Here is a 23,454-nt window from a genome sequence, read left to right as displayed (position 1 = left end):
CTGATTACTGCGGAAGGCGCAACCGAGCCACTTGCCCGGTTGGGTAGCCATCAAGATCAATATTGTCGCCATTAAAGGTAATTTTCACCACGCTTGGCGCTCCCAGCACCAATTGATACGGCGTTTCACCCGTTAGGGTTACTTGCTCACCTTCTGCTTTTATCCCTGTCGCCAAGCGCTCTCCATTCGCATCACGAACATCGATCCAGCAATCTCCACTAAAGGTCATGACTAAACGATTTTCGGGGGCGCTGACCGTGGTTTGTGCCTCCGAGGAAACACGCGGTGCTTCGACTTCGGCATCATCCTGAACGCTAGCTTCATTATTCGCTTCGCTGTCAGTAAGATCAGTGGACACATCAGGCACCACATTCTCACTTTCAGATGCCGTATCGCTCATTGCACCTGGGTCTGCAGGCGTGTCTGTATCTGTTGGCTCTGCAACCATCGCATCTGCCGCAACTTGAGAGTCTGCCGCGATGATTGCTCTATCTTGTTCAGAGGGGGTGGTCACAATCTCGTTCGTTTGCTCATTGTCCATCTGAGTCGGTACCGACGTCATAGCTTGCTGGTTTTGCCAGTACCACACCCCAGTAATGCCGACAGCGATAGCGATGATCACCCACGATAGCCACATTAACCGGCTCTCACTTCTTTGTCGCCGGGTTTTACGAGAGAAGCTTTGCATCTTCTGTACCGTTGCAGCACTGCTCGCGTCCATGTTGCTATTACCCAAGAGCTGATCGGCATCGATTTGCATCAGCTTGGCATAGGATCGCAAATAGCCACGTGTAAACGTGGCCAGCTGATCCATATCTGGATTATTGTTTTCAAGATCCTCAATGACACTGGCCCGCAATCGCAGTCGGTCAGCCACATCGCGAACACTCCAGCCCATTTTCTCTCGCGCTTGCTTTAATACTTCCCCGGGCGCAGGTTGTGTATCAGGTTGCGCTTGCTCTTCCGTCTGTTCAGTATTCATTCGCTAGGTACAATTGATATTCTTTGGATTCTGGAAACCGTTGCGCCAATCGCTGAGCGTCATGGGCAGCTCTCTCCGTGTAGCCCTGTTGCTGATAGGCTTTAACCAACAATAATAATCCGCCAGAACGCACACCAACGCGTTTATGAAGTTGTTCAATGCGCGCGGTGGCACGTGTCTCTTGCCCATTTTCAATCTCTAACTTGGCAAGTTGTAAGCCGGCACGGACATTAAGGGGATCATGATCAGTCGCTTTCTCAAACAAGGCTTTTGCGTTCTCATGATCACCAGCTTTCAGCTGGCAGAACGCTGCATTTTCATAACTCTCTGACACGCGATGATAATACGGTTGTGCGACTGCTTGCAAAAAAGCGTCTTTTGCTTGCGCAAAACGCTGTTGTTCGCACAAAAATACCCCGTAGTTATTATATACATCACCTTTTTCAGACGCTTGCGATAACGCTTGTTGGTACAAGCGGTCCGCTTTCTCAGTTTCACCGACACGCTGTTGATAATACGCCATAGACAGCGAGGTACGATAGTAATTAGGCGCATATTGGCGTGCTTGCTGCAAGTTTTGCTGCGCTTGTTGATAGCGATCACTGTTTAAATAGCCTAATCCCAGCGCTATTCGCGCCTCTGCAGCTTGTATTTTATCAAACTTAGTATCGTTTTGCTGCGAAACTGGCGTGGCACATGCCGCCAATGAGACGATCAACACGAATATCCAGCCAGTTTTTACCATGTTCTTCCCTCACAAAAACGCATACCTAGACAGGTCGAACAGGGATAACCTCCTGTGCGCCCAGTCGCTTCTCGGCACGTTTCGTTCGGTCAACGATATCACCTGCAAGTTGACCGCAGGCCGCATCAATATCATCGCCGCGCGTTTTACGCACCGTCACCGTAAAATCATATTCCATCAAGGTTTTCATAAACCGATCAATACGAGAGTTACTCGGTTTATTGAATGGCGATCCAGGATACGGGTTAAATGGGATCAGGTTAATCTTTGCTGGGGTATCTTTTAACAGCTCTGCGAGTTGACGCGCATGCTCCATATCATCATTAACATGATCGAGCAGAATATATTCAATAGTGACGCGACCACGGTTAGCATTGGAGGTAGCGATATAACGGTGGACAGCGTCTAAAAACGCCTCAATATCCCAGCGATCGTTAATCGGCATGATTTGACTACGCAGTGCATCATTCGGTGCGTGCAAAGAAATCGCCAGGGCCACATCGATTTTCCCGATCATTTGCTCAAGGCCTGAAACAACTCCTGAGGTCGATACAGTGACGCGACGTTTTGACAAACCATACGCGTTATCATCCAGCATCAGGTTCAATGATGGCAGGAGGTTTTTCATGTTGAGCAAAGGCTCACCCATTCCCATCATGACCACATTGGTAATAGGACGACGTCCGGTTTCTTTTTCTATGCCTATTTCCTTGGCTGCTCGCCAAACCTGACCAATAATTTCAGAAACACGCAGATTACGGTTAAACCCTTGCGCACCTGTCGAACAAAATTTGCAATCCAGCGCACAGCCTACCTGAGAAGAAACACACAGAGTGGCTCGTTCATCTTCTGGTATATACACGGTTTCTACATCTTGGCCACCGACTCTCATGGCCCATTTGATGGTCCCATCTTTCGAGTAATGTGCTTCGCTTACTTCCGGTGCTTGGATCACCGCCACACGCTTGAGTTTCTCCCGTAACTTCTTATTGATGTTATTCATTTCATCAAAGTCATCGCAACCAAAATGATACATCCACTTCATGACTTGGTCAGCGCGGAAAGCTTTTTCACCGAGCTCATCAGCGAAATAAGCACGCAATCCTTGCCTATCAAAATCAAGCAGATTAACTTTCTCTGTCGTCATTGGGGTTGCCTCGTAAGAACTAGCTATGTGGTAAGACACGAATATTCGCCTGGCGTTCTCCGGATAAGTCACCTTGTTCATCGCCAAGGCCTCTCAACGGGACGCGCTTAAGGCGCGAAATTGTACAGGCTTTAGATCACAGTTTCCACTCTCTCTAAGCGGGGTTATTCGATGTGCGTTAGGCGTCTTAGGGATAAAAAAAAGAGGCTTTCGCCTCTTTTTTCAAACATAGAATACAAGCTTCATTTAGCAACGAGGATGCAGCTCATCCGCGGTGAAAAAATACGCAACCTCACGCTCCGCGGAGCCAGGGCTATCCGAACCATGTACTGAATTATATTGCATACTCTCCGCGTAATCAGCACGCAAAGTGCCGCACGCGGCTTCTTCTGGGTTGGTTTTCCCCATCAACTCACGATAACGGTTGATGGCGCTCTCTCCTTCCAACACCTGGACCATGATCGGCCCAGACGTCATAAACTCTACCAAAGAGTCAAAAAAAGGTTTGCCTTGGTGCTCAGCATAGAATCCTTCTGCCTGCTCTTTGCTTAGGTGCAGCATTTTTGCAGCCACAATACGCAAACCAGCACTTTCGATTCGCTGATAAAGCGTGCCAATCAAATTACGCTCTACGGCATCAGGCTTGACGATAGAAAAAGTGCGTTCAATGGTCATTCGCTTATCCTTTCACTGTCTAAATCTGGCCCGCTAGGGGGGCAACAACGTGCCTACCCTAGCAAACTTTATGGTGTGTCCCTATCGGCAATACGATGAAGCGTTAACTCACACAAAGAATTCGTTAATACCTCACCCTCTTTGTCCGGATTACTTGGCTTCATCCAGCAACACACGCGATAGCGTTTTTACACCCATGCCGGTCGCTCCTACCGCCCATTTGTCATTAGCTGCTTTACGGTAAGTGCCTGAACAATCGATATGCATCCAACCTTTTTGGTAGTCTTCAACAAAGTAAGACAGGAACGCAGCCGCGGTGCTTGCTCCCGGCATATATGCCCCCATCGACGCATTGGCGATATCGGCAAACGAGGAAGGTAGAAGCTGACGGTGGAACTCTGCCAATGGCAGTGGCCACATGCCTTCATCTTCTTGTTGTGCCGCCTCAAGCGTACGATGGGCTAGTTTCTCATCAAAGCTAAAGAGCGCATGGAAGTCGTTACCGAGAGCCGCTTTGGCCGACCCCGTTAAGGTGGCACAATCGATCAATAATTCCGGTTTCTGCTCACTGGCATACATCAAACCATCAGCAAGCACCAAGCGCCCCTCGGCGTCGGTATTCAGTACTTCAACCGTGACACCATTTTTGTAGGTGATGATATCACCCAGCTTGTAAGCGCTACTCGAGATCATGTTCTCAGCACAACAAAGCACTAGTTTAACTCGCTTATTGAGGCCTTTCGCAATCGCCATCGCTAGGGCACCTGTCGCGGTTGCCGATCCCCCCATGTCCGCTTTCATGGTGGTCATAAAGTCAGATCCTTTGATGCTATAGCCGCCCGAATCAAAGGTGATCCCTTTGCCGACTAAGCATGCATAAACCGGTGCATCCGGATTACCCGTCGGGTTATAGTCCAATTGCAGCATGGTCGGTTTACGGGCAGAGCCTCGCCCAACGGTATAAATACCGTGCCATCCTTTTTCTAGCAGATCCGTGCCTGAAATAATCTTGTAAGTGACATGATCTGGTGCCATCGATTTTACAAATTCCCCCGCACGGGCAACTAATTGATGCGGGCCAACTTCTTCGGCGGTTTGGTTGATAATATCGCGAACCCAATCACCGACGGTTTGTCGTAAAGTAAACTCGGCGGCATCCGCTTCGCTCAGCACGGTTTGTTCGAAAGCGACCTTATTTTTTGGTCCACGAAGTCCTTGATAAAAAGCCCAAACCAATTCAAGGCTCCAGTGTTCACCGGTCAAGGTTAATGCAGGGACTCCTTGCCCTTCGAGTTTACGGGCCGCTTGCTGTACTTTATCGCGTTGCGTCTCGCCTGTTGGCGCGTGCACAACCGCTTTATCGGCATCAAATGAGACCAGGGCGTTCTCACCCCACTGCGCTGCTGCCGGTTGATGCGACAGGGTTACGTTTAATGTTTCTGACATTTTGCACTCCTTGTACTCTCGCGCTGTTTTTTACTGTACAGCGTGCCTCACTGGGGAGCTTGTGCGGTAAATGCTCCCAGCTAAATGAAAAAAAGCGAGCCCATTGGCCCGCTTTTCACAATAATATAATTTGGCCGCAGATACTGTGCCGAGCCGGTGACGATAACACAAGTATTATCAATCACTCACGAGAGCTAGCCCTCAGTCTAACTCATCCATCCAGCACATAATGATCGCTTCCAAAATTCGCTCGTTAGAGCGTTCCGGATCATCGTCAAACTCATTCAGTTCCGTGATCCATTGATGCAAGTCGGTAAAACGTACCGTTTTAGGATCCACATCTGGGTAAGCGTCACAAAGCTCAATCGCAATATCGAGCGAGTCTGTCCATTTTAAGCTCATCTTGCTTCTCCGTCCGTTGCAGCCTTGGATTAATGATTTTCAGCCGCATGGTTTAGGGTATAGCGCGGAATTTCAACCACGAGATCTTCATCGGTGATTTTTGCCTGGCAGCCAAGACGTGATTCAGGCTCAAGTCCCCAGGCTTTATCCAGCATGTCATCCTCAAGCTCATCACTTTCGTCCAGCGAGTCAAAGCCTTCACGAACCACGACATGACAAGTGGTGCAAGCGCAAGATTTTTCACACGCGTGCTCAATACCAATACCATTTTTTAATGCCACATCTAGGACGGTCTCGCCCTCTTTCGCCTCTAACTCCGCACCCTCGGGGCACAAGTCTTGGTGCGGTAGAACAATAATCTTAGGCATGATTACACCTCATCAATGGATTGGCCGGCCAACGCATTACGAATCGATTGGTCCATACGGCGTGCCGCAAAGGTCTGGCTGGCTTTGTCTAATGCTTTGATCCCTGCTTCAATGGCGGTGCCATCTTTGCCGTTTCTCAGGGCGATCAATGTTTCAATCTCGTTTACGAGCGCCTGTTGCTCATTTTGATCAAGCAAGGTGTCACCATCTTGCTGCATCGCCACGAGTAGCCCTTCAATCACACGATCAGCTTCTACCCGTTGCTCAGCTAAAAAGCGGGCGTCTTTGTCTTCCTCTGCATGCGTGAACGATGACTTAATCATATCGGCAATTTCATCGTCGTTAAGCCCATAAGATGGCTTCACTTGGATAGATGACTCAACGCCGGTTGATTTTTCCATCGCAGATACGGACAACAAACCATCGGCATCCACTTGATAGGTCACACGGACATGGGCCGCGCCAGCTGTCATGGGTGGAATGCCTTTTAACGAGAAACGTGCCAGTGAGCGGCAATCATCTACCATTTCGCGCTCACCTTGTACGATGTGCACTTTCATGCCGGTTTGGCCGTCTTTGAACGTGGTAAACTCTTGCGCTTTCGCGACCGGTATCGTGGTATTGCGCGGAATAATTTTTTCCACCAAGCCGCCCATGGTTTCAATGCCTAGGGATAGCGGAATAACATCGAGCAACAACATGTCAGAATCAGGTTTATTACCTACCAAAATATCCGCTTGCGTTGCCGCGCCCATGGCGACCACTTTGTCCGGATCAATGCTAGTTAATGGCTCACGATCGAAAAAGGCACCCACTTGCTCACGAACAGCGGGAACACGAGTCGAGCCCCCTACCATCACCACCTCAAGCACTTCCTCAGCCTTTACGCCTGCATCTTTGAGCGCACGACGACACGACATCAGGGTTTTTTTCACTAAGGGAGCGATCAAGGCATCAAAGGTTTCGCGGGTCAACTCGCCTTGCCAACCTAGCACATCGATAGCTGCGCGATCGGCAGAAGAAAGGGTAATTTTAGCTTGGGTCGCTGCATGCAGCACAGTGCGACGTTCGTCACCACTGAGTGTTTTAAACCCGGCTTGCTCACTAATCCACTGCTCTAGCAGATGATCAAAGTCATCCCCGCCCAAGGCCGAGTCGCCACCGGTCGCCATAACCTCAAAGACGCCTTGGGAGAGGCGAAGAATCGAGATATCAAAAGTCCCACCGCCTAAATCATACACGGCAATGACCCCTTCCTGGCCCGAGTCTAATCCGTAAGCAATCGCCGCCGCGGTTGGTTCATTGAGTAAGCGAAGAACATTGAGACCTGCCAGCTTGGCGGCATCTTTGGTGCCCGCACGCTGCGCGTCGTCAAAATAAGCGGGCACGGTGATCACCACACCTTCCAGCGCATCTCCGAGACTGCTTTCTGCACGTTCACGGACAGCACGCAAGATGTCTGATGACCCCTGAACGGGGTTAATTGCACCACGTCGAGTCTCGACTTGCGGTAAACCGTTTTCGGTTTGTGAAAACTGATAAGGCAGCTGAGGGTAACGGGCCTGAACATCGTCTAGCGAACGCCCCATCATGCGTTTAACCGACACCAAGGTGTTGGCACTGTCTGTTTGCACATAGGGAAGGGCGTCATAGCCGACAGAGATGGCATTGTCGCCATAATGGACCACTGATGGGATCAGTGACCGATCTTGCTCATCGTTCAAGGTGGTTGCGGTACCGCTTCGTACCGTGGCAACCAAGGTGTTGGTCGTACCCAAATCGATGCCGACAGCATGTTTATGCGCATGCGGTTCGGCACTTTGACCGGGCTCTGAAATCTGTAACAGTGCCATGTCTAATCCTTAAACTTTACTGCGTTGACAGGCGAATAGCGTCAATCAGCTCATTAACTGATCTTCGACGCGCTCCACTTCATAACGAAGCTTCTCTGCAAACTTAAGCTTGCGCACAATAACCGCAGCCTCTTGCCACTGGGAAGCGGAAAGGGTCTGCTTAACCTCTTTGACCAAGGCGTCATAAAGGGCTTGTGCTTTTTCGCCAAAATCAAACAATGCGGCATCATCTTGGCTATCAGTGATCGACTCTAGCTCTTCACGCAGCGTCATTTGCTGCATCAAAAATTCGGGATCCTGCATCGTTTGCTGTTCGTCTTTTAAATCAATGCCTTGTAACGCTAACATGTATTCAGCTCGTCGAGCGGGATCTTTTAACGTCTGAAACGCGTCGTTCACTTGCGAGGCTTTCTGTACCGCCTGAAGACGCGTTTTTTCGTCTTGGCTGGCAACGTTATCTGGGTGGTACTGGCGCTGCAGTTCCCGAAACGTTGAAGAAAGCGAGCTACCGTCCAGCTCAAACTGATACGGTAGCCCGAAGAGTTCAAAATGATTCATGTGCTCTCACGTATTACACGTTGAAGCTTTCGCCACAACCACATTCGCTACTGACGTTAGGGTTGTTGAACTGAAAGCCTTCGTTTAGGCCTTCTTTGACAAAATCTAACTCCGTCCCTTCGAGATAGAGCAAACTCTTGCCGTCGACAATTACCTTGACATCATCATACTCAAAGACCTGATCGCCTTCTTGAAGCTCATCAGCAAACTCGAGCACATAGGCCATGCCTGAACACCCTGACGTTCGTACGCCTAGGCGTAGGCCAATGCCTTTGCCGCGGTTGTCTAGAAACGCTCTGACGCGATCTGATGCCGCTTGTGTCATGGTAATAGCCATAGTATCAACAACCCCTTCGTTTTACTGCTGGTGTTTTTTCTTGTAGTCGCTAACTGCTGCTTTAATGGCGTCTTCTGCCAAGATAGAGCAGTGCACTTTTACCGGCGGCAGCTCAAGCTCTTCCGCAATTTCAGAGTTTTTGATTGCAGCGGCATCGTCAATCGAACGCCCTTTTACCCATTCGGTGACCAACGAGCTCGACGCGATCGCCGACCCGCAGCCATACGTTTTAAACTTAGCGTCTTCGATGATGCCTTCGTCGTTGACTTTGATTTGCAGCTTCATGACATCGCCACAAGCAGGGGCACCGACCATGCCGTTACCAATGGATGGATCGCCTTTTTCAAACGAGCCAACGTTACGTGGGTTTTCGTAGTGGTCAATTACTTTATCGCTGTAAGCCATAATTGTTTCCTCTGTATGATTGCTCACTGTTACCAGCTGGCGCGTTTTTCGAGTTAGTGGTGCGCCCATTCAACGGTACTTAAATCGATACCGTCTTTATACATGTCCCAAAGTGGTGACATTTCACGCAGCTTGTTCACAGCTTCACGCACTTTCTCAATCGCATAATCCACTTCTTCTTCGGTGGTAAAACGACCGAATGAGAAGCGCAGTGAGCTGTGTGCGAGCTCATCGTCGCGTCCAAGCGCACGCAGCACGTAAGAAGGCTCAAGGCTCGCTGACGTGCAAGCCGAACCTGATGAAACCGCCAGATCTTTTAGCGCCATCAACAAAGATTCACCTTCAACAAATGCGAAGCTCACGTTTAAGTTGTGTGGAACGCGCTGTTCCATATCGCCATTCACGTAAACTTCTTCTAAATCTTTTACGCCGTCATAAAAGCGATTGCGCAGCGCCAGTGCGTGCTGGAAATCTTTCTCACGCTCTTCTTTAGCAATGCGAAACGCCTCACCCATCCCAACGATTTGATGAGTGGCCAGCGTACCTGAACGCATACCACGCTCATGGCCACCGCCATGCATCTGCGCTTCAATGCGAACACGTGGTTTACGACGAACATACATGGCACCAATGCCTTTAGGGCCATAAGCTTTGTGCGCGCTGAAAGAAATCAAATCGACTTTCATCTCTTTGACATCCAGTGGCACTTTACCCACAGACTGCGCGGCGTCGACGTGGAACATGATCTTACGCTCACGACAAAGCTCACCGATCGCAGTAATGTCTTGAATGACACCAATTTCGTTATTCACGTGCATGATTGACACCAAGATAGTGTCGTCACGCATAGCCGCTTCAAGCTTTTTCATGTCGACCAAGCCGTTTTCTTCTGGCTCCAGATAAGTGACTTCAAAGCCTTCGCGCTCAAGCTGACGGCAAGGGTCAAGCACCGCTTTATGCTCCGTCTTGCACGTAATAATGTGCTTACCTTTTTTCGCGTAGAAATTGGCAATCCCTTTGATAGCCAGGTTGTCTGATTCCGTCGCTCCTGAGGTGAACACGATTTCACGTGGGTCGGCATTGCAGTAGTTGGCAATATTCTCACGCGCGGTATCGACGGCTTCTTCTGCTTGCCAGCCAAAACGGTGCGAACGAGAAGCTGGGTTACCAAAAACCCCGTCCATCGTCAGGTACTGCATCATTTTTTCTGCAACGCGTGGATCGACCGGACACGTGGCTGAATAATCAAAATATATGGGCAATTTCATGTTTTTCTCCAATTACACCGACATTGGTCATCAGGAGCGAACGTTCACGCCTATGGTGGCGCTATCTTGTTTGACCTTCGAGCTAAACGTGTTCCTTGGTGCCAATGAGGCATCCAGTTTAGCGTCCTGACGATCTGCTACTTGCTTCACTTCGTTATCATGCATCAGCTCACCGAGCGTGATGTCGTTAAGAAAACCGCTAATACGGGCACTTAAGTCGTGCCACAGAGTATGTGTCAAACAACGGGTTCCGCCTTGGCAATCTGCTTTACCCTGGCATTTGGTCGCATCGACCGATTCGTCCACCGCGGCAATGACGGCACCAACGGCAATATCATTCGCCGCCACGCCAAGGCGATAACCGCCGCCTGGACCGCGAACACTGCTAACCAATCCCGACTTACGGAGCCGCGAAAAAAGTTGCTCAAGATAAGACAATGAAATGCCTTGACGCTCAGAAATGTCCGCCAGTGGCACAGGGCCCTGCTCGGCATGAAGCGCCACATCGAGCATGGCAGTAACCGCATAACGGCCTTTCGAAGTCAATCTCATAACACGCTACCTGTGGTGAATAGATGGTCAAATACTTACATACCTGAGTAATTTGGTCAAGTATTTACCTGAGTATTTTTGTCAAGTTTTCACCGTGGGTTACGTCTTACTGTTTGAAAGGATCAATTCGCGCGATGATTATCGATATTCTGGTCGCTCGATGCCGTTTGCTTGGTCACCTTTTCGATAGATGACAGTACGCCGCGCAAAATATTTAATTCTTGGCTTTCTAATCGCGCGCGATTGAATAGACGACGCAGTTTTGTCATCACCATGCCAGGGTGCTGGGTGCGGATGAATCCCGTTTTCGTGAGTACCGTTTCTAGGTGCTGATAAAAACGCGTCAAATCGTCATTTAATGGGTAGGTTTCTTCTAGGCTTGGGCCTTGGTAGGCTTGGCTATCTAGCCAGGCAACACGCATTTCATAACACAGTGTTTGTACCGCCATGGCGAGATTTAATGAACTGTAATCTGGGTTAGATGGGATGGATACATGGTAATGACAGGTTTGCAGCTCTTCATTCGTCAAGCCGGTTCGCTCACGACCAAACACGATCGCGACGGGATGCGTTGCCGCTTCGGTAATTGCTTTTTGGCCACATTCACGCGCATCCAACATTGGCCAATCTAATGTGCGGCTGCGCGCACTCGTACCGATGACCAAACCACAATCAGCCACCGCATCTTCTAATGTTTCAACTATCCGCGCATTATTCGCGATGTCACTGGCCCCAGCTGCGAGCGCAATGGCCTGGCCATCCACTTCACAGTCAGGAGCAACTAATGTCATATGGCTAAGTCCCATGACTTTCATCGCTCTGGCTGCGGAGCCAATATTGCCGGAGTGAGAGGTGCCTACTAATACAACGCGGATTTGATCTAGCATGATGTTGTTTTCGTCTCTTGCTCTGCACACCATCAATTCAGTGCACAGGGGTCTGTCAGATCTGCGCAGTTTATCACAGTGCAATCGATAATACTTCTCAGCAAAACCTGTCAGCGTGATCGTTGCGTGAGCAGCAATGGTTAAAAAATACCCACTTTCCTTTTGCTCTGGCTCTGTTATACTCCGAGCCGCTTTCGTTCTTTAACATCCGTTGGGAAAACCGTATGCATCCGATGCTAAACATCGCCGTCCGTGCTGCACGGAAGGCTGGCGATTTTATCGCTAAATCCGCAGAAAACAGAGACAACATCGAAACCGCACAAAAAGGCAGTAATGACTTTGTCACCAATATTGACAAAAGTGCGGAACACATCATCATCGACATCATCAAAAAATCGTATCCGGACCACACCATTATTGGCGAAGAGTCAGGCGTGGCAGAAGGAAAAGATAGCGATTATCAATGGATCATCGACCCACTGGATGGCACCACTAACTTCGTCAATGACTTTCCACATTTCAGCGTGTCGATCGCTGTGCGCATTAAAGGCCGCACTGAGATTGGCTGCGTTTACGATCCCATCCGCAATGAACTGTTTACGGCCCAACGTGGGTCAGGCGCACAGCTCAACAATAAGCGTATCCGCACCGGCAGCGCAAAAGAGCTGGATGGAACTGTCCTAGCGACAGGATTCCCTTTCAAAGCGAAACAACACGCAGAAGGTTTTATGGCAGTAGTCAGTGCCTTGTTTGTTGATTGTGCCGATTTTCGTCGTACTGGTTCTGCCGCGTTAGACCTTTGCTACGTTGCCGCAGGCCGCGTGGATGGCTTCTTTGAACTAGGCCTCAAGCCTTGGGACTTGGCCGCTGGGGAATTGATTGCCCGTGAAGCAGGTGCCATTTGTACCGATTTTAACGGTGGTACCGACTACATGCGTTCTGGCAATATTGTCAGTGGTGGCGCACGCGTGGTGAAAGGCATGCTTGCCAAGGTTCGTGAGCACGCCCCAGAGTCGATGAAAAAATAGAAGACTCAAGCACAGACCATAAAAAAGCGGCGCTCGATGAGCGCCGCTTTTTGTTTTCTAACATGCGATTAAGGCATTGAATCGAATTCTTGACCTTCTTTTTCCACTTCTGGCACCAATAAGTGCTCACGCGTGATACCGAGTTTCAACGCGAGTGCTGACGCCACATAAATCGACGAGTAAGTCCCGACCGTAATACCAATCAGCAGGGCCATGGCAAAACCATGGATCATTGAGCCACCCAAGGTAAAGAGCGCAATCACCACGAACAAGGTCGTGCCTGACGTAATCGTGGTCCGGCTAAGGGTCTGGGAAACAGACGCGTTAATGACTTCGCTCGACTCACCTTTACGCAGTTTGCGGAAGTTTTCACGAATACGGTCAAAGACCACGATGGTATCGTTCAGTGAGTACCCCACCACCGTCAATAGAGCGGCAACGATGGTTAAATCCAGTTCAACTTCGAACAACGAAAAGATACCCAGAGTGATAATCACATCGTGCGCCAGTGCCATGACAGCCCCTGCAGCCAGGCGCCACTCGAAACGGAACGAGACATAGATCAGGATACAAACCAGCGCGATGATGATCGCAAGTCCGCCCGCTTCGGTCAGCTCATCACCCACATTGGGGCCAACAAACTCGATCCGGCGCATCTCAACCTCATCGCCTGTCCCTGCTTTAATGGCATTGAGTACCTCGTTCCCGAGATTCTCGCCATCCATGTCATCACGGGGGCGTAGCCTCACCATAACATCAGTCGCACTACCGAAGTTTTGTACCACTGCATCGTCAAAGCCTTCTGTCGCCAGCGCTTCGCGAATCACGGGGAGATCGGCCGGTTGATCGAAACGGACTTCAATCAAGGTGCCGCCAGTAAAGTCTAACCCCCAGTTCAACCATTTTGTTGACAACGTGAGTACTGAGGCAGCGATCATGGCGATAGAAAAGACGAAGGCCAACTTAGACCAACGCATAAAGTTGATCGACATGTCTGGTTTAAATATTTGAAACATGCTTGGCTCCCTTAAATCGACAGTTTTTTGACGCGCTTACCGCCATACACTAGATTCACTAGCGCACGCGTTCCCACGATAGCGGTAAACATCGAGGTCAAAATACCGATCGACAGCGTTACCGCGAAGCCTTTAATCGCCCCCGTCCCCACTGCAAACAAAATAATGGCAGTGATTAAGGTGGTAATGTTGGCATCGGCAATGGTACTAAACGCGTTGGAATAGCCCCGGTCAATCGCGTGTTGTGGATTACGCCCCTCGTGGAGCTCTTCACGAATACGTTCGAATATCAATACGTTGGCATCCACCGCCATCCCCACGGTTAAAACAATACCGGCAATCCCTGGTAGCGTCATGGTCGCGCCTGGAATAAGCGACATGATCCCGATAATCAGAACAATATTCGCGAGCAAAGCACAGTTAGCAAATAAACCGAAACGACGGTAATAAACCAAGGTAAACAACATGACAGCCACAAGGCCCCATAAACAGGCTTGTATGCCCATGTTGATGTTTTGCTGCCCCATCGATGGACCAATGGTACGCTCTTCAACAATCGAAATTGGTGCAATCAAAGCACCCGCACGTAGCAATAGTGCAAGATTGTGCGCTTCTGCCGCCGAGTCGATGCCCGTAATACGGAAGTTACGACCGAGTGCTGATTGAATGGTGGCTTGGTTAATCACTTCTTCGTGTTTTTCCAAGATCACTTTGCCGTTTTCGTCACGCTCACCGCTGTCTTTGTACTCAGCAAACACCGTTGCCATCAGCTCGCCAATGTTACGCTTACTGAAGTCAGACATTTTGTCACCACCCTCGCTGTCGAGAGAGATGTTAACTTGTGGTCGGCTGTATTCATCGCGGGAGGAGCTAGCGTCAGTAATGTGCGAGCCCGTCAAAATGACCCGCTTTTTCAGCACGGCGGGACGACCATCTCGAGTACGCATCAACTCGCTGCCCGGTGGCACTCGGCCTGCCATGGCGGCAGATAGGTCAGCGTCCTGGTCCACTTCGCGGAATTCCAAGGTCGCGGTGGCACCAAGAATTTCTTTCGCGCGTGCCGTGTCTTGCACACCGGGAAGTTCAACCACAATACGGCTTGCGCCCTGGCGTTGCACCAAAGGCTCGGCCACACCCAGTTCATTCACACGGTTGCGCAAAATGGTAATGTTTTGCGCCACCGCGTAGTTACGAATCTCTTTGAGGCGCTCTTCTTTGTAAACCGCGGCTAATCGCCCTTCATCTTCATCGACAGAAAAGTTCATGTCGAGGTAGTTGTTCGAGAGCAGTTCTAGTGCTTTATTGGTGTCTTCGGCATTACTCAGATTCACCACAACACGGGTGTTATCTTCTATTCGTAAACCACTATAACGGATACGCGCTTCACGTAAGTCGGTACGGAAGCTGTCTTCTTGCTGGGTGATCAGCTTTTCTAATGCTGCATCCATGTCCACTTCCATCAGGAAGTGCACCCCACCACGTAGGTCTAGGCCAAGCTTCATTGGGGTAGCACCCAGCGTATCCAGCCACGATGGCGTTGCAGGCGCCAAGTTTAAGGCGACCACATAGTCATCACTGTCAAAACGCGACATCAAGGCATCACGGGCACTGATTTGTGCTTCCGTGTCTTTAAAGCGGGCTAAGACGGTACCGTCTTCGAGCGCAATGGATTGGTAGGAAAGGTCGTTCGATTCGAGAGTCTGTTTGATGGAGTCCAACGCAGTCATATCTACCGAGGCGCCACGCGCCCCGGAAATTTGTACTGCTGGATCTTCACCGTATAAATTGGGAAGCGCATACACGACGCCAATAACCAAGGCTATTAGCACCATGATGTACTTCCACAAAGGATAACGGTTTAGCACAGCATGCATCCTTTATGGTTGCGAAAATTAGAGAGACTGGATAGTACCTTTAGGCAGTACTGCCGTCACGAAGTCTTTTTTGATGGTCACTTCGTTATTATCGTTGAGTGCAATCACAATAAAGTCATTGTCTTCAGCGATTTGAGTGATCTTACCCACTAAACCACCTCCGGTTAGCACTTCGTCCCCTTTGCTCATAGATGCCATAAGGTTTTTGTGCTCTTTGACACGCTTAGATTGCGGGCGGTAGATCATAAAGTAAAAAATCACCGCAAAGAGACCAAGCATGATAAAAAGCTGCATTCCGCCACCTTGTGGTGCGGCTTCAGCGGCTGCGTGAGCTTGTGAGATAAACATTCAATCACGTCCTCGTTCTAGTTGTTGAATTCGAAATTAATCGAGCGGCGGCACTTCCTTGCCACGACGCGCGTAGAAATCCGCTACAAAGGCATCTAATCTACCTTCGTCAATCGCGTTACGCAAACCTTCCATCACGCGCTGATAGTAGCGTAAGTTGTGGATGGTGTTGAGTCGCGCGCCTAGGATCTCATTACAGCGGTCTAAATGGTAGAGGTAAGCACGGCTGTAGTGGCGGCAAGTGTAACAGTCACACTCGGGATCCAAAGGCGAGGTATCACTTTTATGTTTCGCATTGCGGATCTTGATCACACCGCCAGTAATAAACAAGTGGCCATTACGTGCGTTTCGTGTCGGCATCACACAATCAAACATGTCGACACCACGACGAACCCCTTCGACCAAATCTTCAGGTTTCCCCACGCCCATCAGATAGCGCGGTTTATCTTCTGGCAGCTGTGGACAAGTGTGCTCCAAGATCCGGTGCATGTCTTCTTTCGGCTCCCCGACCGCTAGGCCGCCAACGGCATACCCATCAAAACCGATCTCGGTGAGACCTTCAACGGACACATCCCGCAAGTCTTCGTAGACGCCGCCTTGCACAATACCGAACAGCGCATTTTTGTTACCCAGTTTGTCAAAGTGGTTCCGGCTACGCTTGGCCCAACGCAGTGACATCTCCATCGACTTTTTCGCTTCGGCGTGCGTCGCAGGATACGGGGTGCACTCATCAAAAATCATCACGACGTCTGAGCCAAGATCGTATTGGATCTCCATCGATTTTTCCGCATCCATGAAAATGCGATCACCGTTAACTGGATTGCGAAAATGCACCCCTTCTTCAGTGATCTTACGGATATCTCCCAAACTGAACACCTGAAAACCGCCAGAGTCAGTCAAGATAGGACCATGCCACTGCATAAAGTCATGCAAGTCTCCGTGTAGCCGCATCACTTCTTGACCTGGACGTAACCACAAGTGAAACGTATTACCGAGCAGGATTTCCGCACCGGTGCCTTTCACTTCTTCTGGGGTCATGCCTTTTACGGTACCGTATGTACCCACAGGCATAAATGCCGGGGTTTCGACCGTACCGCGTTCAAATATTAAACGGCCACGTCGTGCGCGTCCGTCGGTTTTTTTCAGTTCGTATTCCACGAATCCTCCTCGGGGCCAGAGAAACAGTCTGGCGTGTGTCTTATGCTAACAGGCTTAACCCTGTCGCAAGCTTAACTCACCGGATGCATTGCTCCAGGTGAAAAATGATTAACCAGCACGCTGCTGGCGAGTAATAAACATCGCATCGCCATAACTAAAAAAGCGATAATGCTCTTCAACAGCGGCACGGTAGGCTGCCATGGTGTGGTCGTAACCGGCAAACGCGCTGACCAGCATAATCAACGTTGATTCCGGCAAGTGAAAATTGGTCACTAACACGTCAACCAGCTGCCATTGATAACCAGGATAGATAAAAATCTGGGTATCGTTAAAAAACGGTGCCAGGGGTTCACCTTTTTGCTTGGCCGCCTGTGCGGCACTTTCTAGAGAGCGCACCGACGTGGTCCCTACCGCAATGATACGTTTACCTTGCGAGCGGGTGTGGTTCACCGCATCAACCACCTCTTGCGGCACCTCGGCGTATTCGGCATGCATCACATGCTCTTCAATGTTATCTACCCGAACCGGTTGGAACGTCCCCGCCCCAACATGCAAGGTGACAAATGCGATGTTGACGCCTTTCTCTTTTAACGCTGCCATCACAGCATCGTCAAAGTGAAGGCCTGCGGTCGGTGCCGCCACTGCGCCTGGCTTTTGATTGTACACCGTTTGATAACGCTCTTTATCGCTTTCCTCGTCAGGACGATCGATATAGGGCGGCAGAGGCATATGGCCGATGTCGTTAAGTGTATCAACTACCCCTTTGGCGCTGTTTAGTTGGATTTCGAACAGTGCGTCATGGCGTGCCACCATTTCGGCAGGGATCTGTCCGTCATCCCCGAGGAAGAGTGCAGCCCCCGGCTTTGGTGCTTTAGACGCGCGCACATGGGCGAGAAAACGACGTTCGTCGAGCACACGCTCCACCAGCACCTCTATTTTGCCACCCGACGCTTTGCGGCCATATACGCGCGCAGGGATCACACGTGTGTTGTTGAACACCATCAAATCCCCAGGCTCAACCAGCTCGAGGATATCTTTAAACTGACGATGTACCACCTCACCGCTTGTGCCATCGAGTGACAATAAGCGACTTGCACTGCGATCCGGCTGCGGATAGCGTGCAATTAACGCGTCGGGGAGTTCAAAGTGAAAATCGGATAATTGCATGACGTTTGCCTAGATAAAAAGCAGGCCGCTAGTATAGGTAGCCCACCGTGAATATCAAGCAACCTGAGAGCAGTTAGCCTAGCCAAGGTGGATTGACTGCCTCTATTTATCGTTTTCAACACTCGGGCTGATAGTTGATGCGCATCACGTCTAACCCAAGATAAGTGCACTACAGTAAAAGTAATCCTGTGCACTGATAACAAGGAGGTGCCATGTTTATTGTTGATGATATGATGACCCGGCATCCACACACGCTGAGCCCTGACCACACACTTGACGATGCGCATACGTTGATGCGTGCAGAGCGCTTTCGCCATCTCCCCATCGTTGACGATGATGAGCGTTTGTTAGGACTGGTCACACAAAGAGATGTGCTGTCAGCACAAGCCTCTTCACTGGGCAAAACGACCAATGGCGATCACCAGATCCATACTCCCCTATCACACTTTATCGAGCGGCAACTGGTCACAGTCGACCCCGGGGCGTCACTACGGGCTGCGGCGCTAACCATGCTCGAGAGTAAAATAGGCTGCTTACCGGTGGTGAAGCACCAACGTTTGGTTGGGATCATCACCGACAGTGATTTTGTCGCCATCGCGTCGACATTGCTGGAGATCCAAGAAGAAAGTGAGCCGGTTGAAGAGGGGGAATAAATAAAAAAGGGAGTGTGAGACTCCCTTTTTATCAGGTTGATAACCGGTATCGCGCGACTAGAATTGATCTTCTTCCGTCGAGCCCGTTAATGCCGTGACCGATGATTGGCCACCTTGAATAATATTGGTCATCTGATCAAAGTATCCAGTGCCCACTTCTTGCTGGTGTGCAACAAAGGTGTATCCACGCTCAGCGGCAGCGAACTCAGGACGCTGAACCTTCTCGACATAATGGCGCATGCCTTCGCCTTGCGCATAAGAATGCGCCAAATCGAACATGTTGTACCACATGTTATGAATACCCGCCAACGTGATGAACTGGTACTTATAGCCCATATCAGACAATTCTTGTTGGAAACGCGCTATCGTCTCGGCATCCAGATTTTTCTCCCAGTTGAAAGACGGTGAGCAGTTATAAGCCAATAGCTGGTCTGGGTATTGGGCATGAATCGCTTCTGCAAACTGACGCGCTTCTTCCAAATCTGGTTTAGCGGTCTCACACCAAATCAGATCCGCATAAGGCGCATAAGCCAAACCACGAGAAATCGCTTGCTCAATCCCAGGACGCACACGATAGAAGCCTTCGGCCGTGCGCTCACCGACAATAAAGTCTTTATCATAGGGGTCACAGTCCGATGTCAGTAGGTCAGCGGCATTCGCATCCGTACGCGCAATGACTAATGTATCGGTGTCCGCCACGTCAGCAGCCAAACGCGCCGCCACCAGTTTTTGTACCGCTTCTTGGGTCGGCACCAACACTTTCCCACCCATATGGCCGCATTTTTTCACTGACGCAAGCTGATCTTCAAAGTGGACGCCTGCCGCACCTGATTCAATCATATTACGCATCAACTCGTAAGCGTTCAGCACGCCACCAAAACCCGCTTCTGCGTCCGCCACAATGGGTAAGAAGTAATCCGTGCCCTCTTCTGGCGTTCCCCCTTTCGACCATTGGATCTGGTCAGCACGACGAAACGAATTATTAATACGTTTAACCACCGCAGGCACAGAATCGACCGGATATAGCGATTGGTCTGGATACATGCTCGAGGCCGTATTGTTGTCAGCCGCCACTTGCCAGCCTGAGAGATAAATCGCTTCAATGCCCGCTTTGGCTTGCTGCACCGCTTGGCCGCCGGTGAGCGCGCCCAAACAGTTCACATAGCCTTTTTTCGCACTACCATTAACGAGATCCCACAGTTTAGCGGCGCCACGTTTAGCTATGGTATTTTCAGGGACAAAAGAGCCACGCATATTCACCACTTCTTCCGCAGTGTAGGGCCGCTTCACTTGTCTCCAGCGCGGGTTCTCCGCCCAGTCCTTTTCTAGTTCCGCGATTTGTTGTTGGCGAGTCAAAGTCATGTTCCATTCCTCTTTGTTAGCAGGGCTATGCGAGCCCCTTACTGTCATTCCATGTTTGTTATTGTGCTTCCATGCCCATTACGGCAAATACTCATAACCTGGCAAGGTTAAGAAGTTAACCAGCTCATCACTAGTGGTAAGGGTTTTCATCAAGGTTGCCGCTTGGCGATACCGCCCTTGTGCAAAGCGCTCTGCGCCTAGCTCTTTTTCAAGTACCGCCATTTCCTCTTCCAAGTATTGGGTAAATAGCGCCTTGGTCACCACCTTGCCGTTGCTGAGTGGTTTTTGATGCTTAATCCATTGCCAAATAGAGGCACGCGAGATTTCAGCCGTTGCCGCATCCTCCATCAAGCCATAGATAGGCACACAGCCATTACCTGAAATCCAGGCTTCTATATATTGCACTGCTACGCGAATATTGTGTCGCATGCCAGCTTCTGTGCGTTCGCCGTCGCAAGGCGCAAGCAACTCAGCAGCCGTGATCTCTGCATCTTGCTCTCGAGTCACCGCCAGCTGGTTAGGTTTGTCGCCAAGCGCGCGGTCAAAAATCGCTTTGGCCGTGTCAGCGAGACCTGGATGCGCAATCCAGGTGCCATCGTGGCCATTATTGGCTTCTAAGGTTTTATCCTTTTCGATCTTCTCGAGCACCTGCTGGTTTTCAGTTGGATCTTTACTGGGAATAAAGGCTGCCATGCCACCCATTGCCAATGCGCCACGTTTATGACAGGTTTTAACCAGTAAACGCGAGTAAGCGTTGAGAAAAGGCTTATCCATGGTCACCACTTGGCGATCAGGTAAGATACGATCGGGGTGGTTGCGCAATGTTTTGATATAGCTAAAGATATAGTCCCAGCGGCCACAGTTTAGGGCGACAATATGGTCGCGAAGGTGGTACAAGATCTCATCCATCTCAAACACGGCGGGCAAGGTTTCAATCAAGACTGTCGCTTTGATGGTGCCACGACCTAAGCCAAACTCGTCCTCCGCAAAGGAGAATACCTCACTCCACCACGCCGCTTCTTGATAGGCTTGCAGCTTAGGAAGGTAGAAGTAAGGGCCCGACCCCGTCTCCAGCAAACGACGGTAGTTATGGAAAAAGTAGAGCGCGAAGTCGAACAAAGCACCAGGGATCGGCTTGCCTTGCCACATCACGTGTTTTTCAGTGAGGTGTAAGCCACGTACGCGACAGATTAGGCGGGCAGGATTGTCATTCAGTTGGTAATGCTTGCCTGTGTCAGGCTGCTGATAACTGATGGTGCCGTTCACCGCATCGCGCAAATTACGCTGCCCTTCAACCACGTGTGGCCATGCCGGCGCAAAGGAGTCTTCAAAGTCTGCCATAAACACTTTCACATTGGCGTTCAGGGCGTTGATCACCATCTTCCGGTCTACCGGTCCGGTAATTTCTAGCCGCCGATCTTGTAAATCCTCGGGAATGCCACGGATGGTCCAATCATCTTGACGAATCGACTCCGTTTCAGGAAGAAAGTCAGGTAACTCACCGGCATCAATACGTTGCTGACGCTGCTCTCGGGCCGAAAGGAGTCCAGGCACTGGCCCCGCAAACCGTTCAACAAGACCGGCCAAAAAGCACAATGCATCATCGGTTAGGATCTCTGCCTGCTCTGCGGTGACGGTTTCGTTAATCACCAACGACTCGCGTAAGGTTGAGCACGCTTCTGTCATATCGCCTCCCTGGCTTATCATTTGTAATCAAATCACAACAATACCATCACTGCATCGTCTTGGGCTTGCTGTGCAGCGCTGTGTAGTTACGTTGGCTCACATTCGCGCAAAAATCAACCTATGATAAATTTAAACGCAGAGAGGTCACCAAACAAAACCCAATTAAAACAATAAATTGATACATTTAGAGCATAAACTCAAATATGCTTTTTTATCTCTATTGCCAGAATGATATAACACTGCTACCGAGATCATGATTTTGTCATCACTTTGTAACCAGTTACGTAATAAAGTTACATAACAAGCAAACTGTCATATCAGCCATAAAGAAAAAATACATTTATATTCAATGCTTTATAAAAAACAAAAAAGCAGCATTTAAAAATGCTGCTTTTTTTCGTGATAATAATCCAACGACTCTATTCGTTTACCCCCCGCCTTCCAACAGAGGATTAAACTAAATAATTGCCGTCATACCAGTGAAACCCGCTATTTTTAACGCTTTTATTTCTTCGCTGTTGGGGAAAGTAGTCCTGCAACCAGATCAGCGAGCTTATTAAACGTATTAATCCGACTGGAAGACGGACGCCAGACCACACCAATATCACGATACGCCGCTTCACCCGGTGGCGTTTCCAAGTGCACATCGAGATTGTCAATCAGGCCATGTTCAATCGCCATCTGCGGTATAAAGGTGACACCATTGCCGTTTGCCACCATTTGCACCAAAGTGTGTAAGCTGGTCGCCATGAATGGATTGATCTTCTGTGAAGCTGTCATTTGGCAGGCAGATACCGCATGATCGGTGAGGCAGTGTTCACGCTCTAACAAGAAAACGGACTCATCCGGGAGGGCATCATAATCAACCGGTAATGCAAGCTGCGCAGCTTGCTTTTGGCTCATCACCATTTTAAAGGGATCGCGGCCCACCACACGGCGAGTCATGGTGCCAATGTCCATTGGCAACGCAAGGATCAGAATATCCATTTCACCGTGCTTAAGCGCCGTGAGCAAGTTAGCCGTCGTGTCCTCTCGCAGTAGTAGATCCAAATTGGGATAATCTCGATTGACTTGTTGAACCACATCACACAGTAAAAATGGCGCGATAGTGGGGATGCAACCCAATCGCACTTTGCCGTGCATAGGATCTGATTTCACTTGCGTCAGCTCCATCAGATCTTGGCTACGAGCCAGTATTTCTCGGCTGCGACGTACCACCTCTTCACCCATGCCTGTGAGCACCAAGGTTTTGTTATCACGCTCAATCAACTGCGCGCCAATCAGCTCTTCCAGGTTTTGGATCCCCGCGCTCAAAGTTGACTGACTAACAAAACACAATTTGGCCGCCTCACCAAAATGGCGCGTTTCAGACAAAGTAACCAGATAGTGTAGCTGCTTTAATGAAGGATATTTGTTCATAAGGTCATATTTCAAACAATCGTATTTTCCGATTATTACAATCTATTAATTCCACTTTTTTCAATCTAACAAGTTAGCTATAGTTTGTCTCGCTTATATAGGAACCTGATTATCAGGC

24 protein-coding genes are annotated in these 23,454 nt (G+C 49.8%); 2 read left to right on the top strand and 22 right to left on the bottom strand.

The window, feature by feature from the left end; genetic code table 11:
• Window positions 1–4: 4 nt before the first annotated feature.
• The 14 genes from rodZ to trmJ all read right to left on the bottom strand — a co-directional run bounded on the left by rodZ (window position 5) and on the right by trmJ (window position 11,625).
• Complete coding sequence (rodZ, locus tag BUQ98_RS00800; RefSeq protein ID WP_074212054.1) at window positions 5–982, bottom strand: cytoskeleton protein RodZ; 978 nt, start codon at window positions 980–982, stop codon at window positions 5–7.
• A complete protein-coding gene (gene pilW / locus BUQ98_RS00795) occupies window positions 972–1,727 on the bottom strand; it encodes a type IV pilus biogenesis/stability protein PilW (protein ID WP_074212053.1) in 756 nt (251 codons plus the stop codon). Before pilW ends, rodZ begins: the two co-directional genes overlap by 11 nt.
• Window positions 1,728–1,752: 25 nt before the next feature.
• On the bottom strand, window positions 1,753–2,874 hold the full coding sequence (locus tag BUQ98_RS00790; RefSeq protein ID WP_074212052.1) for a dual-specificity RNA methyltransferase RlmN: 1,122 nt from the start codon (window positions 2,872–2,874) through the stop codon (window positions 1,753–1,755).
• Window positions 2,875–3,120: 246 nt separating this feature from the next.
• Window positions 3,121–3,549 (bottom strand): nucleoside-diphosphate kinase, encoded by a 429-nt coding sequence (gene ndk / locus BUQ98_RS00785; protein WP_074212051.1) that lies wholly within the window; start codon window positions 3,547–3,549, stop codon window positions 3,121–3,123.
• Between the two features lie 150 nt (window positions 3,550–3,699).
• Window positions 3,700–4,995, bottom strand: a complete 1,296-nt coding sequence (gene pepB / locus BUQ98_RS00780) for an aminopeptidase PepB (RefSeq protein ID WP_074212050.1) — start codon at window positions 4,993–4,995, stop codon at window positions 3,700–3,702.
• Between the two features lie 201 nt (window positions 4,996–5,196).
• The gene (gene iscX, locus BUQ98_RS00775) at window positions 5,197–5,397 is read right to left on the bottom strand and encodes a Fe-S cluster assembly protein IscX (protein ID WP_074212049.1); all 201 of its coding nucleotides are present in this window, start codon (window positions 5,395–5,397) and stop codon (window positions 5,197–5,199) included.
• Between the two features lie 29 nt (window positions 5,398–5,426).
• Window positions 5,427–5,765: an ISC system 2Fe-2S type ferredoxin gene (gene fdx / locus BUQ98_RS00770; RefSeq protein ID WP_074212048.1), complete on the bottom strand. Its 339-nt coding sequence runs from the start codon at window positions 5,763–5,765 to the stop codon at window positions 5,427–5,429.
• Between the two features lie 2 nt (window positions 5,766–5,767).
• Complete coding sequence (hscA, locus tag BUQ98_RS00765; protein ID WP_074212047.1) at window positions 5,768–7,618, bottom strand: Fe-S protein assembly chaperone HscA; 1,851 nt, start codon at window positions 7,616–7,618, stop codon at window positions 5,768–5,770.
• A gap of 45 nt (window positions 7,619–7,663) precedes the next feature.
• The gene (hscB, locus tag BUQ98_RS00760; RefSeq protein ID WP_074212046.1) at window positions 7,664–8,176 is read right to left on the bottom strand and encodes a co-chaperone HscB; all 513 of its coding nucleotides are present in this window, start codon (window positions 8,174–8,176) and stop codon (window positions 7,664–7,666) included.
• Between the two features lie 13 nt (window positions 8,177–8,189).
• A complete protein-coding gene (gene iscA / locus BUQ98_RS00755) occupies window positions 8,190–8,513 on the bottom strand; it encodes an iron-sulfur cluster assembly protein IscA (RefSeq protein WP_074212045.1) in 324 nt (107 codons plus the stop codon).
• 21 nt (window positions 8,514–8,534) lie between these two features.
• On the bottom strand, window positions 8,535–8,918 hold the full coding sequence (iscU, locus tag BUQ98_RS00750) for a Fe-S cluster assembly scaffold IscU (RefSeq protein WP_069363254.1): 384 nt from the start codon (window positions 8,916–8,918) through the stop codon (window positions 8,535–8,537).
• A gap of 53 nt (window positions 8,919–8,971) precedes the next feature.
• Complete coding sequence (locus tag BUQ98_RS00745) at window positions 8,972–10,186, bottom strand: IscS subfamily cysteine desulfurase (RefSeq protein ID WP_074212044.1); 1,215 nt, start codon at window positions 10,184–10,186, stop codon at window positions 8,972–8,974.
• Window positions 10,187–10,216: 30 nt separating this feature from the next.
• Window positions 10,217–10,738, bottom strand: coding sequence for a Fe-S cluster assembly transcriptional regulator IscR (gene iscR, locus BUQ98_RS00740; protein WP_074212043.1), 522 nt, complete (start codon window positions 10,736–10,738; stop codon window positions 10,217–10,219).
• Between the two features lie 122 nt (window positions 10,739–10,860).
• Window positions 10,861–11,625: a tRNA (cytosine(32)/uridine(32)-2'-O)-methyltransferase TrmJ gene (gene trmJ / locus BUQ98_RS00735; protein ID WP_074212042.1), complete on the bottom strand. Its 765-nt coding sequence runs from the start codon at window positions 11,623–11,625 to the stop codon at window positions 10,861–10,863.
• A gap of 224 nt (window positions 11,626–11,849) precedes the next feature.
• Here trmJ and suhB point away from each other — a divergent pair, with 224 nt between their 5' ends.
• A complete protein-coding gene (gene suhB / locus BUQ98_RS00730) occupies window positions 11,850–12,653 on the top strand; it encodes an inositol-1-monophosphatase (RefSeq protein ID WP_074212041.1) in 804 nt (267 codons plus the stop codon).
• A 68-nt stretch (window positions 12,654–12,721) separates the two neighbouring features.
• Here suhB and secF read toward each other — a convergent pair whose 3' ends face one another.
• The 5 genes from secF to queA form a co-directional block, all read right to left on the bottom strand.
• Window positions 12,722–13,669, bottom strand: coding sequence for a protein translocase subunit SecF (secF, locus tag BUQ98_RS00725; protein WP_074212040.1), 948 nt, complete (start codon window positions 13,667–13,669; stop codon window positions 12,722–12,724).
• A gap of 11 nt (window positions 13,670–13,680) precedes the next feature.
• The gene (gene secD, locus BUQ98_RS00720; protein WP_074212039.1) at window positions 13,681–15,534 is read right to left on the bottom strand and encodes a protein translocase subunit SecD; all 1,854 of its coding nucleotides are present in this window, start codon (window positions 15,532–15,534) and stop codon (window positions 13,681–13,683) included.
• A gap of 27 nt (window positions 15,535–15,561) precedes the next feature.
• Window positions 15,562–15,891, bottom strand: a complete 330-nt coding sequence (gene yajC / locus BUQ98_RS00715) for a preprotein translocase subunit YajC (RefSeq protein ID WP_046075016.1) — start codon at window positions 15,889–15,891, stop codon at window positions 15,562–15,564.
• A 36-nt stretch (window positions 15,892–15,927) separates the two neighbouring features.
• A complete protein-coding gene (tgt, locus tag BUQ98_RS00710; RefSeq protein ID WP_074212038.1) occupies window positions 15,928–17,049 on the bottom strand; it encodes a tRNA guanosine(34) transglycosylase Tgt in 1,122 nt (373 codons plus the stop codon).
• Window positions 17,050–17,157: 108 nt separating this feature from the next.
• Window positions 17,158–18,216: a tRNA preQ1(34) S-adenosylmethionine ribosyltransferase-isomerase QueA gene (gene queA / locus BUQ98_RS00705; protein ID WP_074212037.1), complete on the bottom strand. Its 1,059-nt coding sequence runs from the start codon at window positions 18,214–18,216 to the stop codon at window positions 17,158–17,160.
• 212 nt (window positions 18,217–18,428) lie between these two features.
• Between queA and BUQ98_RS00700 the strand changes: the two genes are divergently transcribed.
• A complete protein-coding gene (locus BUQ98_RS00700; protein WP_074212036.1) occupies window positions 18,429–18,869 on the top strand; it encodes a CBS domain-containing protein in 441 nt (146 codons plus the stop codon).
• Between the two features lie 57 nt (window positions 18,870–18,926).
• On the opposite strand, the gene aceA is transcribed toward BUQ98_RS00700, so the two are convergent.
• From aceA to BUQ98_RS00685, 3 genes are all read right to left on the bottom strand, one after another.
• Window positions 18,927–20,231, bottom strand: coding sequence for an isocitrate lyase (gene aceA / locus BUQ98_RS00695; protein ID WP_074212035.1), 1,305 nt, complete (start codon window positions 20,229–20,231; stop codon window positions 18,927–18,929).
• A gap of 78 nt (window positions 20,232–20,309) precedes the next feature.
• The gene (aceB, locus tag BUQ98_RS00690) at window positions 20,310–21,938 is read right to left on the bottom strand and encodes a malate synthase A (RefSeq protein WP_371515100.1); all 1,629 of its coding nucleotides are present in this window, start codon (window positions 21,936–21,938) and stop codon (window positions 20,310–20,312) included.
• Between the two features lie 483 nt (window positions 21,939–22,421).
• Window positions 22,422–23,336: a hydrogen peroxide-inducible genes activator gene (locus BUQ98_RS00685; RefSeq protein WP_074212033.1), complete on the bottom strand. Its 915-nt coding sequence runs from the start codon at window positions 23,334–23,336 to the stop codon at window positions 22,422–22,424.
• Window positions 23,337–23,454: the final 118 nt, after the last annotated feature.

The organism is Salinivibrio sp. ES.052 (genome assembly GCF_900141775.1).
Lineage (GTDB): Bacteria > Pseudomonadota > Gammaproteobacteria > Enterobacterales > Vibrionaceae > Salinivibrio.
Note: the sequence above shows the minus strand (reverse complement) of the source record. Positions and strands in the feature narration are given on the sequence as shown.